Source organism: Pseudomonas sp. WJP1 (assembly GCF_028471945.1).
Taxonomy (GTDB): Bacteria; Pseudomonadota; Gammaproteobacteria; order Pseudomonadales; family Pseudomonadaceae; genus Aquipseudomonas.
Genome location: NZ_CP110128.1, coordinates 1,117,868 through 1,132,997, shown reverse-complemented (window position 1 = coordinate 1,132,997; position 15,130 = coordinate 1,117,868). Strand labels below are relative to the sequence as shown.

Below are 15,130 nucleotides of genomic sequence, written 5' to 3'. Positions count from 1 at the left end.
TAATCTGTCATTAAACGCCGTTAAAACCTGTCAATTCAAATAGTAGCTCAGACCGTTCGCAGGCCGTACATTCAAGGCTCAAATAATCCTTGAAGAGACAGGTTCCATGGATATCCAGCAACGAAGAAGTCGTGTCGACAGCCGCATTAATGTTGAATTGAAGTTCCGCCAGTGCTGTCAGAAAAACTGCTTGAGTGCCACCATTCAAGACCGTAATGATTTCAACTCCGAAGAGTTCTACACCAGCGTCGGTTCCCGAGAAATCCTGGCCGTTTTCAAAGCTGGGGAAAAGAACACCCCTGAAGATCGTGCTTTTGATATCTATCTGCCTAGACACATCGAAACCGGCACTTACAAATTAAACTCTCCAGATCAACTGATAGAAATCGCCTTGACTGAAAACTTCCCGAGCTACACCAGTTACTGGGCATTCGAGGGCGAAATGGACCTGACTGTGAACGCCAACAAGCAAGACTACTGCGGCACATTCCATGTCAGCTTCAAGGACAAGGATCAGCGTGAGTTTGTATCCGAAGGCAAGTTTGCTTTCTCTCTGGAAGCCTGACATGCACCACCGCTTTCACTGGCAAACCAGCTCCTGTAGGTAGGAGCCGGCTTGCCGGCGAAGGCGTCGGTGCTGTCACACTTTGTCTCATCTTCAGTTATGCTCGCCGTTCGTCGTGAACGCCGGAGCCACTGAGCCTATGTCCCCCACTCGCCTGTTTGTCCCTCTCGCTCTCACCTTGGTGGCCGCTTGCGCCACGCAACCTGCGCACAACGTGACCGTGGAAAAACAAAGCGAATGCCCGGTAAAACTCACCAGCGGGCAAAACCTGATCCTGACCCTGCCGAGCAATCCGACCACGGGTTACCGCTGGTCGATCCAGGATTCGGCCGGTGGCGTGTTGCGCGCGCTCAGCCCTGAGGTCTACAGCAACCCGGAAGATGCCGGCGTCGTGGGAGCTGCCGGTGTTTCGACCTGGCGCTTCCAGGCGTTCGCCCCTGGCACGGGACGTTTGCGCCTGACCTCGCAACAACCTTGGGCACCGGAAGTGCTGCCGGCGGATGCCTTCGACTGCGCCATTTCGGTGAACTGACCGTGGGCTGGCTGATTCTGGCGCTGATGGGCGCAGTGACGTTTCTTTATGGCCTGAGCGTGCACGCTGCGCTGCTTTGCCTGTTGGTCAAGCCGCTGCCTGTCCTCGCCCTGCTCGGCTGGCTGCATGATGCGCCGCCCAGTGACTATCGACGCTGGATCAGCCTTGGATTGATTTTCTCCCTGCTCGGCGACGTGTTGCTGGCATGGCCGGGGGATTTGTTTGTGTTCGGGCTCGGGGCGTTCCTCGTTGCCCATCTGGCCTATCTGAAAGCTTATTTGAGCGATTGCAGGCGACTGGCCATGTTGCCGCTGATCATCGCCCTGGGTGTTGGCGCGGTGCTGCTGGGGATACTGATTGCCCACGGACTGGGGCCATTGCTGATTCCTGTGATCGTCTATGGCCTGGCGATCAGCGCCATGCTCTGGCGGGCGCTGGCGCGACTCGGCACTGACGTACCCAAGCGTTCGGCGCTGCTTGCAGGAGCCGGGGCCGTGGCGTTTGTGTTTTCCGATAGCGTGATTGGTATTAGCCGCTTTGTGGCGCCGTTTGATGCCGCGCCGTACGTGATCATCCTCAGTTATTGGTTGGGGCAATGGGGCATCACGGCATCGGCGTTCGATCAGAAACCGCGTTAGATCGCGAAGGGACGCGGAGCGTCCCGGGCGGCATTCCCACGCAGAGCGTGGGAACGAGCAAGGCATCAGCCCCACCGGTTTATCAGACAACCCGCGCATCCCCGCGCCAACTTGGCTAAAATGCCGGCCTTTTCCACCGACACCGCCGGAACCGCCGTGAGCAAAGAATCCGATCGCCTTTTCGCCCAGCCTTTGGCCCAGGTGCCTGACTTCGCCTTCAACGAGGACGTGGTGAGGGTGTTCCCGGACATGATCAAGCGCTCGGTGCCAGGTTATCCGACCATCGTCGAAAACCTCGGCGTGCTCGCCGCGCAATTCGCCCAGCCCAACAGCGTGCTCTACGACCTCGGCGCGTCGCTGGGTGCAGTGACCCAGGCGCTACGTCGACATGTGCGCACCGACGGCTGCCGCGTCATCGCTGTGGATAACTCCGCGGCGATGGTCGAGCGATGCCGTGAATACCTGAACGGCCAGGACTCGATGTTCCAGGAGTTGCTGCCGGTGGAAGTGGTCGAAGGCGACATCCTCGCGCTCGAATTCAAGCCCGCCTCGGTGGTGGCGCTGAACTTCACCCTGCAATTCATTGCTCCGGATCAGCGTAGCGCGTTGCTGTCGCGCATCCACCAGTCCCTGTTGCCCGGTGGTGCACTGATTCTCTCGGAAAAACTGCGCTTTGAAGACGAGCAGGAGCACGCGCTGCTCACCGACCTGCACGTCGCCTTCAAGCGCGCCAACGGCTACAGCGAACTGGAAATCGCCCAGAAGCGCAGCGCCATCGAAAACGTCATGAAGCCCGACAGCCTCGAAGAACACCGCGAACGCCTGTTGGCCGCAGGGTTCTCGAAAGTCGTGCCGTGGTTCCAATGTCTTAACTTTGCCTCGTTGATTGCCTTGCCATGATTGATCTGTCTCCCCTCGCCCGCCGCCTGGCTGGCACACCGCTGGCCGATTGGGCCAACACCCTGCAGCATCAACTCGACAAGAAAATGGAAAAGGGTCACGGCGACCTGGAGCGCTGGCAGAGCGCGCTGGACGCTTTGCCGAAGATTCAGCCGAGCGAAGTCGACTTGTTGAACGGTTTGACGCTGGACACCGATTGCGACGATGAAACCCGTGCGCAGATGCGTACGGCATTGATGGGTTTGTCGCCGTGGCGCAAAGGGCCGTTCGATCTGTTCGGCGTTCACGTCGACACCGAATGGCGTTCGGACTGGAAGTGGTCGCGCGTCGCACCGCACCTGGACCTGAAGGGCAAGCGCATCCTCGATGTCGGCTGCGGCAACGGTTACTACATGTGGCGCATGCTGGGTGCCGGTGCGGACAGCGTGATCGGCGTCGATCCGAACTGGCTGTTCTTCTGCCAGTTCCAGGCGGTGCAACGTTACCTGTCCGAGCCGAATGCCTGGCACCTGCCATTCCCTTTCGAAGACCTGCCGCCGAACCTCGAGGGCTTCGACACGGTGTTTTCCATGGGTGTGTTCTACCACCGTCGCTCGCCGATCGAGCACTTGCTGGCGCTGAAGGATTGCCTGGTCAAGGGCGGTGAACTGGTGCTCGAAACCCTGGTGGTCGAAGGCGACAAACATCAGGTGCTGGTGCCGGAGGATCGTTATGCGCAGATGCGCAACGTGTGGTTCCTGCCGTCGGTACCGGCGCTGGAGTTGTGGCTGCGTCGTGCCGGATTCACCGATGTGAAGTGCGTGGACGTGAGCGTGACCACGGTTGAAGAGCAGCGCGGGACGGAATGGATGAAGTATCAGTCGCTGAGCGACTTCCTCGATCCCGAAGACCACAGCAAGACCATTGAAGGGCTGCCGGCGCCGATGCGGGCCGTCATCGTCGCCCGCAAATAAACCCCGATCTCGCTGTCAATGGAGATCCCCTGTAGGAGTGAGCCTGCTCGCGATGGAGTGTCAGATACGTTGATGTCGACTGACACACCATCGCGAGCAGGCTCGCTCCTACAGGGGTTGGTGATTAGTCTGAAGGTTTCGCACGTCGGGCCTTGAAGAACTCGCTCAGCACCGCCCCGCACTCCTCCGCCAACACCCCACCCTCATACAACACCCGGTGATTCAAAAAGCCCTGGGTGAAAAACTGTCCCTGGCTCTGCACAATCCCGGCCTTGGGCTCCAGCGCGCCATACACCACCCGGGCAATCCGCGAGTGCACGATCAGGCCCGCGCACATGCTGCACGGTTCCAGCGTCACATACAGCGTGCTGCCCGGCAGGCGGTAATTGCTGACGGCCTGGGCGGCAGCACGGATCGCGACCATCTCGGCATGGGCGCTCGGATCGTTGCCGCTGATCGGGCAATTGAAACCACGGCCGATGATTTCACCGTCCTGCACCAGCACCGCGCCCACCGGCACTTCACCCAGCGCCGCGCCTTGTGCTGCGAGGGCCAGGGCTTCGCGCATGAAGTCGCGATCTCGGCTGCGGTCGATGATCGCCGCGGGACGAATCTGACGCATCACGCCACCTCGATGGCGGCCATCAGGCCGGTTTCCATGTGATCGATCACATGGCAATGGAACATCCACACCCCAGGGTTATCCGCCACCAGCGCCACTTGCGCACGCTCGTTCTTGCCCAACAAATAGGTGTCGGTGAAGTACGGGATGACCTTATGGCGGTTCGAAGCAATGACTTTGAAGCTCATGCCGTGCAGGTGAATCGGATGCTGGTATTGAGTCATGTTCTTCAATTCAAAAATGTAGCTTTTGCCCTTTTCCAGCTTGGCAATCGGGCGGTCGGCGCAGGTCTTGTCGGTGATGTCCCAGGCTTTGCCGTTGATCTGCCACAGGCTTGGCGGCTTGCCGTTGTCGACGTTGACTGACACCGACCCCACCCATTCGAAATTGAAGTTGAGTTTCTCGGCATTGGCCAGGTCCGGTTCGGCCACCGGGTTGGCAGGCAGTGCCGCAGGCCATGCAGTCGGCGCGTCGGAGTTGGCCACGGAGCGCAATGTGCCCAAACGAACGGGGCCGTTACGCAAGGATAATTCTTCACCCGCCGGCGGTGCTTTGATCGCCAGACAAATACGCATCCCCGGGCCGAGCCAGTACTCCTTGCCCAGCGGTCGCGGTTCGATGGGGTTGCCGTCCAGTGCGTAGATCTGCGCTTCGACACCCGGGATATTCAGGCGATAGGTGAGGGTGTTATCGAGGTTGAGCAGGCGCACGCGGGTGATCTGCCCGGCAGGCAAGTCGATGACCGCTTGCGGTACACCGTTGATGGTCGACAGGCGCCCCGCCGTACCGCCGCGGGCGGCTTCGCGAGGAATGCTGAAGTCGACGAAAGCGCCCTGCTCATCGACATGCCAGTTCTTCAAGCTCAAGGTTTTCTCGTACTTGAAGCCGGTCGGCTCGCGCTCCTCGACGATCAGTGGGCCGACCAGCCCGCGACCGAGCTCTTCACTGCTGCTCACGTGCGGGTGATACCAGTAGCTGCCGGCATCGGGCACGCGAAACTTGTAATCGAAGTATTCACCGGGCAATACCGGCAACTGCGACACGTAAGGCACACCGTCCATCTCCAGCGGCAGGCGAATGCCATGCCAGTGGATGGTGGTCGCCACCGGCAAGTGGTTGATGAAACGCACCCGCAGCCATTCACCCTGGCGCACGCGCAATTCGGTTCCCGGTGCCGACGGGCCGAACGCCCAGGCTTCGGTCTTGTGCCCCGTCACCAGTTCGACATCCAGCGGCGCAGCAATCAGCTCATAGTCGTGACCCGCATCGGCGTCGGCCATCTTGCCCAGCCAGTAACGCGATGCGCCGCCCGCTCCCACGCCAACGACAACAAGACCGGCCAGGCCACCGAGGATTTGGCGACGGGTGAAAGACATGAACTCAACTACCTCACGTATCAGCGACAGGCCTATGGCCTGCAAAAGGCGAATACGATACACCTGCGGTTGGGAAACAGTAAGGGTGGCGCGGCGACTGGTCACAGCTTGATCGACGCTGACCGTTCATCCATGCATAACTATGTAGTGCACCTCCTGCAGAGAAGCAGGCAATCATCACTGCCCATTTCTCAAGGAGCGAGAGCATGTCCAGCGAACAAAACACCCCCGCATCAAGCAATGCCGCCGACCAGGAAACACTCAGGCTCATTGCGCCTGTCGTTGTGACAGAGTGCCCCGGCTTGCAAGAGGAAGCCCATGCGGTAGCCAGTGATATCCTGAAAAAACACGGCATCACCGGCCACGACCCCGATCAGGTCTGGTGGCATCGGTTCGACAACGTCACGGCCAGCAGCAACAAGACTTTCCTGGGCTGGGAACATGCGCCCAAACCCTGTGAGTCGTTCACGCTGACGCAACTGGTGATGCATCGGTTTCGCGTGACCGACCAGGACGACGCCCTCGAACTGAACAGCAATGGCGGGTTCTACACCGCCGATGCAAACGCCAGTATCTACAACGAAACCAATGAAGTGCGGATGTACCCCAGCAAAGTGCTCGCCGACCTGTGGGAGCTGAACCTCAGTGACCGCTACCTGAGCAAATTCAATGCATTCTGGGCCACGCATTTCGATGACTACCGGGCCCTGGCCAAGTGTAACTACCTCAGTAAAGCCATCGAGGCGTGCGAGAGCGGGCAACTGGGGGAAGACGATTTCCAGACCGTCGTCAGGGCCGCCGTCGGCGACACGCCCTGGCCTATGACCCTGACGACCCTGCAGGCGCAAAACACCGTGCCTGCGGACCTGCAAGTCTGTGCGCTGGATGTCGCAGGCCATGTCGCCACCGACATCCTGCGCATCGTCGACCGCAACGGTCGGCAGATCACCTACGTACCTGGCGCAGCCACACCTTTCCACGTGCACCCGACGCCCACCGACATGCACTGGTGGATGCTGCTGCAGATGAACGAAGAGCAGGCCCGAACCGAATTCATGAGCCATTTCCCGCTGTCGGTGCGCAAGGCGATCCACGACGACATCACCCCGTTGATGAACCAGCTGGTCGGCACCTGGGGAAAATACGATCACCACCTGATCAATCAGAAAAACATCACCGTCAGCGGCGACGTGTTCACCTGGCAAAGCCGGGCCGTGCAAGGCGCGATGCTGGAAGAAGCCAATCTGACCCTGGTGACCAATGGGCAAATGCGCGAACACCTGTGGCTGGGTTATCTGACTGTCGGCCTGAAGGTCTTCGGCCCGCTGGCGGTTCTCGGCTGGCCCATCGCCTTGCCCGTGATCGGGGCCAGCATCGCCGCGATGGGTTTGAACATCGACAAGGCGGTCAATGGCAGAACGGCGGCGGAGCGCAAGGCAGGCGTGATTGGCGCGGTGCTCGCTGGCATCAATGTGCTGTTCAATATTCCGCTGCTCAGGGAAGCGAGTGTGTTGGACGAAGCCGGGGTTGCGGCTGAAGCTGAAGCGGCGGACCTGGACAAGACGCTCGACCCGGAGGAAACCGCGGAAACGCGCGCGACCGATGAACCAGAGGAGGATCCTCTGCAACCTGATGTATTACCGACCCTGCCCGACGAGACCGGGGATGCCATTGAAGTGCCAGAGCATTGGCAAAGCAATGAACTCCTCGAAAGCTACCCCATGGCCACCAGCGGGAAATACCAGGGTATCTACACCCTGGACTCAAACCCTCCCAACGCCATCCTGATCAACGAACAGGCTTACTACGTGCGTTACGAGGCTGACGTCAACGGCGGCGGCACCTGGGCCATCATCGACCCGCAAAACCCCAACGCCTTTACGGGCTCGATTCCGGTACGCCTGAATGCCGAGGGTGAATGGGAACTGGCTCCGAAACTTCGTTTGACCGCCGGCGGTAAAGGCCCCAGCAAGCCTGCCTCTGGCAAGCCTGGCCCCAGCGAGCCTGTTCCCGGACCATCGCAGCCCACGGCTCCGGTGCTGCCCAAAGTGAAGGATCTCACTCACTTGACCCGCTACGATGCCCCCAACGGCCGCTCACTGAACTCCATGGCGTTGGGAGAACCGGAAACCCATATAAAAATCGTCAGCATGCATGGAGGGCAAATCAGAGGGGTCTCCTCCTATGAACAATATGTTGCCGGGCGTCGCACAATGCTGGTCAGGGATGCAACCGCATTCCAGACGCCCAAGGACTTTTTTGCATCGCTGCCGCCCCGGCCGGTCCAGCCCGTGATCACGCCATCCACAACCGTTACCGAACTCATCGAGAAGATATTCGACGCAGCGCCCGGCCTGGTGGTTGGAGAAAGTCAGGATCGCATTGCCAGCATGCGCTTCCTGATCGAAAACATGCCGACGTTTGCCCGGAAAGGCGTCAAGACACTCTACATGCATCGTCTGCTCAACGACTTCAGCCAAGTCGACCTGAACAACTTCGCCGAGACCGGGGAGATGCATGGCATGCTGGAGATATACCTGAAAAAGCTGCCAGGCGATCCTGCGGGACAGTTCACGCCGCTGGAGGTCGTCAAAACGGCCCAACAGAACGGCATTCGAATCCAGGCCACCGACTGCCTGGCAAGTTATCGCTATACAGACACGACCATGGGCCTCAGATCACGGCAATCCATCAAGACCTACCTCACCCACAGCATCATGCAAGCCACTCAAGCCCGCAACGGCGGCACAAAATGGCTGGTACTCACCGACCAGGAAAGTACCAACACGTTCAGGGGAATGGCCGGCATCAGCGAAACGGAGGGGGGTATCGGTTTGCGCATCGAAGAAGTGCAACCCGAGCAGAGCCTGCACCTGGACATCGACCAAGGCATCGAAGTCGGCCATGAGATTGCGGGGGGACTTGGCCCGATGCGCGGTAATACCGACACCCTTTATGCCGACATCAGCCTGCAGATGCCGACGCCGTTCATCCAACGAACACCCGAGCAGATCGATCACCTGCTGTTTCGTCAGGGCATGTTCACCATTGAACGGTCGCAGGATTCCTTCACGCTGATTCATCGCAGCCGCACCAACCAGATTGTGCGAACGACAATCGAGCGAACGATGGATAGCGGCTTTCGGGTCGACCGCCCTGCCTGGGCCGGCGTGCATCAGGTCACCTACGCAAATCTGATCAGCCTTGCCCACGCACTCAACCGCATGGGCCTGACGCTGGAAGGGCGGCTGCCCTCTGTAGCGGCCTGAAACGCAAAGGCCCCGTGAATTCGCATTCACGGGGCCCTTGAGGTATTACAGGCGATCAGTCAGACCGGGATCACTCCCACTCGATCGTCGCTGGCGGCTTGCTCGACACGTCGTAGGTGACGCGGGAGATGCCTTCGATTTCATTGATGATGCGGCCGCTGACAGTTTCCAGCAGTTCGTAAGGCAGGTGAGCCCAACGCGCGGTCATGAAGTCGATGGTTTCCACGGCACGCAGGGCCACGACCCAGGCGTAACGACGGCCATCGCCAACCACGCCAACCGATTTCACCGGCTGGAACACCACGAACGCCTGGCTGACCTTGTGGTACCAGTCGGCCTTGCGCAGCTCTTCGATGAAGATGTGGTCGGCGCGACGCAGCAAGTCGGCGTATTCCTTCTTCACTTCACCCAGGATGCGCACGCCCAGGCCCGGGCCCGGGAACGGGTGACGGTAGACCATGTCGTACGGCAGGCCCAGTTCCAGGCCAAGACGACGGACTTCGTCCTTGAACAGCTCACGCAACGGTTCAACCAGCTTGAGGTTCATCTCTTCCGGCAGGCCGCCCACGTTGTGGTGCGACTTGATCACGTGGGCCTTGCCGCTTTTCGCGCCAGCCGACTCGATCACGTCCGGGTAGATGGTGCCCTGGGCCAGGTACTTGATGTTTTCCAGTTTGTTGGACTGGGCATCGAACACGTCGATGAAGGTACGGCCGATGATCTTGCGCTTCTTCTCAGGGTCGGACTCGCCGGCCAGGTTGTCGAGGAACTGGTCCTCGGCGTTGGCGCGGATCACCTTGACGCCCATGTTCTCGGCGAACATGGCCATCACTTGCTCGCCTTCGTGCAGGCGCAGCAGGCCGTTGTCGACGAAGACGCAGGTCAGCTGGTCGCCGATAGCCTTGTGCAGCAGCGCGGCAACCACGGAGGAGTCAACACCGCCGGACAGGCCGAGCAGTACGTTGTCGGTGCCGACCTGGGCGCGAACCTGGGCGATGGCGTCTTCAGCGATCTTCGACGGGGTCCACAGCGCTTCGCACTCGCAGATGTCGAGGATGAAGCGCGACAGGATGCGACCGCCCTGCTTGGTGTGGGTCACTTCCGGGTGGAACTGCACGCCGTAGTAGCGACGCTCGTCGCTGAACATGCCAGCGATCGGGCAGCTCGGGGTGCTGGCCAGGATGTGGAAGTCTTCCGGCATGCGGGTGACCTTGTCACCGTGGCTCATCCACACGTCGAGGCCGAACAGGCCGTCGGCGTCGATGTGGTCTTCGATGCCGTCGAGCAGGCGGCTCTTGCCAACCACGTCGACACGGGCGTAACCGAACTCACGCAGTTCGGAACCTTCAACCTTGCCGCCCAGTTGCTCGGCCATGGTCTGCATGCCGTAGCAGATACCGAAGACCGGCACGCCCAGGTCCCACACCGCTTGCGGTGCGCGAGGGCTGTCGGCGACGTGTACGGACTCGGGGCCGCCGGCGAGGATGATCCCTTTTGGCGCGAATTCGCGAATCGCTTCGTCATCCATGTCGAACGGGTGCAGTTCGCAGTACACGCCGATTTCACGCACGCGGCGGGCGATCAGCTGGGTGTACTGGGAACCGAAGTCGAGGATCAGGATGCGGTGGGCGTGAATATCGAGGGCCATGATTCAGTCTCGTCTAAGTCATTCAGAAACAGTCGTGATTCAGAAACAACTCGGGGCTGAATAATACAGCCCCGGTTGCTTAACTTTTTACTTGAAGGCTCAACCTACGCGGTAGTTTGGCGCTTCCTTGGTGATCTGCACGTCGTGGACGTGGGACTCGGCCATGCCAGCGCCGGTGATCCGCACGAACTCAGGCTTGGTGCGCATCTCTTCGATGTTGGCGCTACCGGTGTAGCCCATGGAAGAACGCAGGCCGCCCATCAGTTGATGGATGATGGCGCTCAGGGTGCCCTTGTACGGCACACGCCCTTCGATGCCTTCCGGAACCAGCTTCTCGGCGCCGGCCGAGGAGTCCTGGAAGTAACGGTCGGAGGAACCCTGGGCCTGGGACATGGCGCCCAGCGACCCCATGCCGCGATAAGCCTTGTACGAACGGCCCTGGAACAGTTCGATCTCGCCTGGCGCCTCTTCGGTACCGGCGAACATCGAGCCCATCATCACGCAGGAAGCACCGGCCACGATGGCCTTGGACAGGTCACCGGAGAAACGGATGCCGCCGTCGGCGATCAACGGTACGCCAGTGCCTTCAAGGGCAGCGGCGACGTTGGCGATGGCACTGATTTGCGGCACGCCGACACCAGCAACGATACGGGTGGTGCAGATCGAGCCAGGGCCGATACCGACCTTGACTGCATCAGCGCCAGCTTCGGCCAGGGCCTTGGCGGCAGCGCCGGTGGCGATGTTGCCGCCGATCACCTGCACTTCAGGGAAGTTTTCTTTAACCCAGCGAACGCGGTCGATCACGCCTTTGGAGTGACCGTGGGCGGTGTCGACCACCACCACGTCAACGCCGGCATTGACCAGGGCGGCAACGCGGTCACCGGTGTCTTTACCGGTACCGACGGCAGCGCCCACGCGCAGACGACCTTGATCGTCCTTGCTGGCCAGCGGGTAAGCCTTGGCTTTTTCGATGTCGTTGACGGTCATCATGCCTTTGAGGGCGAACTTGTCGTCGACGATCAGCACGCGTTCGATGCGGTGCTTGTGCAGCAGCTCGCGAACGTCGTTCTTGTCGGCGCCTTCCTTGACCGTGACCAGGCGCTCTTTAGGCGTCATCACTTCACGGACACTGGCGTCCAGGCGGTTTTCGAAACGCACGTCACGGGAAGTGACGATGCCGACCAGGTCGCCATCGTGCAGTACCGGAACGCCGGAAATGTTGTGCAGGCGGGTCAGTTCGAACAGGTCACGCACCGTGGCATCAGCCTCGATGGTGATCGGGTCTTTGACGACGCCGGCTTCGAACTTCTTGACCTTGCGGACTTCGGCAGCTTGCTGCTCGATGGTCATGTTCTTGTGGATAATGCCGATACCACCTTCCTGAGCCATGGCGATTGCCAGACGGGCTTCAGTGACGGTGTCCATGGCGGCGGAAACCAGTGGAATATTCAGCTCGATGCCACGGGTAAGGCGGGTCTTGAGACTGACTTCGTTAGGAAGCACCTCGGAATAACCGGGCACTAGGAGAATGTCGTCGAATGTCAGAGCTTCTTGGCTGATACGCAGCATCGCGGGGGCTCCCGAGCGGGAAAATGGAAGCGCGCCATTATAGTCACACACCCCCTCGGGTTCAATGTAAAACTCTGTCTATTATCGATGCGGTGATCGACGGGGGGTTTTCTACCTAAAGCTCTACTTTCACCCAACTAACGGGTTGATCCAGCCAATCGGCAAATTCATCGAGAAAGCTCTGCTTGAACCCCGCCTCTGCCCAATTGTTGAAAATGAACCCCAGGTTGGAAAAACCGCACTCCTGCAGGAACAGAAAGCCGTTGATGTCGTCTTCATGCCCGCATTCGGGGCAGGTGAAGTTGTCGGTGCGCCCGGGCATCCAGTCTTCGAGGCTTTCAAACAGCGCTTCGCCGATTTCTTTGCGGCACTCGGCGCAACCGGCCTCGCCAAGAAACCCCTTGGCCGGCGTATAGATGCAGCGCTTGGTGACGATCTCCAGGCCATTGACCGGCTCGCCGAACGGCAAGGCTTGCGGATGCAGGACCACGGCCCTGGCACCGTCGGCGATGGCGTGGCCCATGCGATTGCCGGTGCGGCCACAGGTGGTCAGCTCTTCGTTGATGATGTTCTTGCGCACCAGCCAACGCACGATCGCCCGGGCCCGTGGCTCATGCACCGGCAGCGTGGAGATTTTCGGGACAATGATGCTTTGGGAATTCATGGGGCGGCCTGCTGTAACGCTTTGAAAGAAGCCCGGCAGCTTAAGCCCAAGGCTTCAGAGGTCAAGTACTCAAGTAACGCCCGATCAAGGCGATACCGCTGGCCAGGACCAGCCAGGTCACCAGCCGAACGAACGCCTCGCGGGACAATTTCATGGTCAGCCGTCGCCCGATCCACAGGCCTAGTGCCATGGCCGGCAGCAAACACAACGCCAGCACCAACAAGGGTAGCTCGGCATAGACACCCGCGACAATGAACAGGCTCAGGCGCACCACCGTGCTGCAACTGATCAGCGCACTCTGGGTCGCGCGAGCCGCCTCCTTGGGCAAGCGGCTATTCAAATAGATCGCATAGAGGAAACCACCACTGCCAAACAACGCCCCGAACATCCCGCCCACGGTGCCCATCGGCAGTGCCCAGGCGGCAGACAACTGCGTCGGACGGGTTTTGATCCACAGGCTGTAGACGGCATAGGCACTGATGAACAGCCCCATCAACAGCAGCAACAGATCGGACTTGAGGTTCAACAGGAAGATCACGCCCAGCGTGCACCCCACGGCCATGCAGGGCAGTAATCGCAGCAGCTCAGGCTTGGCGACATCACGCCGCGAGGGCAACAGATTGCCGAAGGCCGCGACAAAATCCAGCAACACCAGCAACGGCACGATCTTCGACAGCGGCATGAACAGGATCAGGATCGGCCCGGCCACCAGCGCCGTGCCGAAACCGGCAATGCCGAACACGATGTAGGCCAGGGCGATGCCCAGCGCGATTACCAGCCAGTCCGTGGCGCCAAATGGCCATTGGCTCAACAGTTCAAACACATTAATTCCCCACTCATCCATGAATCGCGAAGCAGACTCTACCCCTGTAGGAGCGAGCCTGCTCGCGATGGACGTTAACGATGACGAGTATTTTCTGGATGAACAAGTCGTCCTCAGGTCCATCGCGAGCAGGCTCGCTCCTACAGGGGGATCGTGCATTCGGTTGGAGATTGCCTTTATCATGCGCCCCATGATTAAAGATCCCTTTGCAAGACTCGGCCTGGACCGCGAAGTCCTGACCGTCAGCCAGCTCAACGGCCGCGCGCGGGTGTTGCTTGAAGACGTTTTCAGCAACATCTGGGTCGAAGGCGAAATTTCCAACCTCGCCCGGCCGGCGTCGGGCCACGTGTATTTCACCCTCAAGGACAGCGGCGCCCAGGTGCGTTGCGCGCTGTTTCGGCAAAACGCCGCGCGCGTGCGCCAGGCATTGAAGGACGGCCTGGCCGTCAAGGTACGCGGCAAAGTCTCGTTGTTCGAAGGCCGTGGCGATTACCAGCTGATCCTCGATACCGTGGAGCCGGCCGGTGACGGGGCGTTGCGCCTGGCTTTCGATGCCTTGAAGGAAAAACTCAGCGCCGAAGGCCTGTTCAGCGCCGAACGCAAGGTGCCGCTGCCGGCGCATCCGCAGCGCATCGGCATCATCAGCTCGCCCACCGGCGCGGTCATCCGCGACATCATCAGCGTGTTCCGCCGCCGCGCGCCGCAGGTGCAACTGACCCTGATCCCCACCGCCGTGCAGGGCCGCGAAGCCACCGCGCAGATAGTCCGCGCATTGAAACTGGCGGACGCCCGCGGCTTCGACGCGTTGATCCTGGCCCGCGGGGGCGGTTCGCTGGAGGACCTCTGGTGCTTCAACGAAGAAGCCGTGGCGCGCGCGGTGGATGCCTGCGTGACACCGATCGTCAGCGCCGTCGGCCATGAAACCGATGTCTCCATCAGTGACTTCGTCGCCGACGTCCGCGCGCCCACACCATCGGCCGCCGCCGAACTGCTGGCACCGGATTCCAGCGACCTGGTACGCCGGGTCGAAAGCCTGCATCGGCGCCTGGTGATGCGCATGCGCGATCGCCTGATGCGTGACCGGCTGCGCCTGGAAGGCATCTCTCGGCGCCTGCGCCATCCCGGCGAACGCCTGCGCCAGCAAGCGCAACGCCTGGATGACCTGGATATGCGCATGCGTCGTGCGTTCGAACGCAGCCTCAACACCCGTCGCGAACGCCTGATCCGCCTGGAAACCCGCCTGGCCGGGCAACATCCGGGCCGTCAATTGGCGATGCTGCGCCAACGTCTCGACAGCCTCGCCGAACGCTTGCCGCGTGCCATCCGCGAGGGCCTGAAAAACCGTCGCCTGCAGCTGCAGAGCCAGATGCAAACACTGCACGTGGTCAGCCCCCTGGCGACCCTCGGCCGTGGCTACAGCATCTTGCTCGACGAGCGTGGCAATGCGATCCGCAACGCCGCTCAGACCCACACCGGCCAGCGCCTGAAGGCCAAATTGGGTGAAGGCGAACTGCAGGTGCGGGTCGAAGACAATCACCTGACGCCCGTCACCCTCTCTTTACTGGACTGAT

The 15,130-nt window shown here is 60.5% G+C and carries 13 protein-coding genes; 7 read left to right on the top strand and 6 right to left on the bottom strand.

Features of this window, described 5'->3' with window-relative positions; all coding sequences use genetic code 11:
- Positions 1 to 106 precede the first annotated feature (106 nt).
- The 5 genes from OH720_RS05075 to cmoB all read left to right on the top strand — a co-directional run bounded on the left by OH720_RS05075 (position 107) and on the right by cmoB (position 3,588).
- On the top strand, positions 107 to 565 hold the full coding sequence (locus tag OH720_RS05075) for a hypothetical protein (RefSeq protein ID WP_272604785.1): 459 nt from the start codon (positions 107 to 109) through the stop codon (positions 563 to 565).
- Between the two features lie 139 nt (positions 566 to 704).
- Positions 705 to 1,097 (top strand): protease inhibitor I42 family protein, encoded by a 393-nt coding sequence (locus OH720_RS05070; RefSeq protein ID WP_272604784.1) that lies wholly within the window; start codon positions 705 to 707, stop codon positions 1,095 to 1,097.
- A 2-nt stretch (positions 1,098 to 1,099) separates the two neighbouring features.
- On the top strand, positions 1,100 to 1,735 hold the full coding sequence (locus OH720_RS05065) for a lysoplasmalogenase (RefSeq protein WP_272604783.1): 636 nt from the start codon (positions 1,100 to 1,102) through the stop codon (positions 1,733 to 1,735).
- Between the two features lie 156 nt (positions 1,736 to 1,891).
- A complete protein-coding gene (gene cmoA / locus OH720_RS05060; RefSeq protein ID WP_272604782.1) occupies positions 1,892 to 2,635 on the top strand; it encodes a carboxy-S-adenosyl-L-methionine synthase CmoA in 744 nt (247 codons plus the stop codon).
- A complete protein-coding gene (gene cmoB, locus OH720_RS05055; protein WP_180205872.1) occupies positions 2,632 to 3,588 on the top strand; it encodes a tRNA 5-methoxyuridine(34)/uridine 5-oxyacetic acid(34) synthase CmoB in 957 nt (318 codons plus the stop codon). The genes cmoA and cmoB overlap by 4 nt, the downstream gene beginning before the upstream one ends.
- A gap of 124 nt (positions 3,589 to 3,712) precedes the next feature.
- On the opposite strand, the gene tadA is transcribed toward cmoB, so the two are convergent.
- Positions 3,713 to 4,210 (bottom strand): tRNA adenosine(34) deaminase TadA, encoded by a 498-nt coding sequence (gene tadA / locus OH720_RS05050; protein WP_047538171.1) that lies wholly within the window; start codon positions 4,208 to 4,210, stop codon positions 3,713 to 3,715.
- A complete protein-coding gene (locus OH720_RS05045) occupies positions 4,210 to 5,586 on the bottom strand; it encodes a multicopper oxidase family protein (protein WP_272604781.1) in 1,377 nt (458 codons plus the stop codon). The genes tadA and OH720_RS05045 overlap by 1 nt, the downstream gene beginning before the upstream one ends.
- A gap of 206 nt (positions 5,587 to 5,792) precedes the next feature.
- Here OH720_RS05045 and OH720_RS05040 point away from each other — a divergent pair, with 206 nt between their 5' ends.
- Positions 5,793 to 8,855, top strand: coding sequence for a membrane-targeted effector domain-containing toxin (locus OH720_RS05040; RefSeq protein ID WP_272604780.1), 3,063 nt, complete (start codon positions 5,793 to 5,795; stop codon positions 8,853 to 8,855).
- Between the two features lie 70 nt (positions 8,856 to 8,925).
- Here OH720_RS05040 and guaA read toward each other — a convergent pair whose 3' ends face one another.
- The 4 genes from guaA to OH720_RS05020 form a co-directional block, all read right to left on the bottom strand.
- A complete protein-coding gene (gene guaA, locus OH720_RS05035; RefSeq protein WP_008057764.1) occupies positions 8,926 to 10,503 on the bottom strand; it encodes a glutamine-hydrolyzing GMP synthase in 1,578 nt (525 codons plus the stop codon).
- A gap of 99 nt (positions 10,504 to 10,602) precedes the next feature.
- Positions 10,603 to 12,072 (bottom strand): IMP dehydrogenase, encoded by a 1,470-nt coding sequence (guaB, locus tag OH720_RS05030; RefSeq protein ID WP_095193736.1) that lies wholly within the window; start codon positions 12,070 to 12,072, stop codon positions 10,603 to 10,605.
- A 115-nt stretch (positions 12,073 to 12,187) separates the two neighbouring features.
- On the bottom strand, positions 12,188 to 12,736 hold the full coding sequence (locus tag OH720_RS05025; RefSeq protein WP_180205861.1) for a sugar ABC transporter ATPase: 549 nt from the start codon (positions 12,734 to 12,736) through the stop codon (positions 12,188 to 12,190).
- 61 nt (positions 12,737 to 12,797) lie between these two features.
- Entirely contained in the window at positions 12,798 to 13,565 is a 768-nt protein-coding gene (locus tag OH720_RS05020; protein WP_272606399.1) for a sulfite exporter TauE/SafE family protein, read from the bottom strand.
- A 184-nt stretch (positions 13,566 to 13,749) separates the two neighbouring features.
- Between OH720_RS05020 and xseA the strand changes: the two genes are divergently transcribed.
- Complete coding sequence (xseA, locus tag OH720_RS05015; protein ID WP_032831500.1) at positions 13,750 to 15,129, top strand: exodeoxyribonuclease VII large subunit; 1,380 nt, start codon at positions 13,750 to 13,752, stop codon at positions 15,127 to 15,129.
- Position 15,130: the final 1 nt, after the last annotated feature.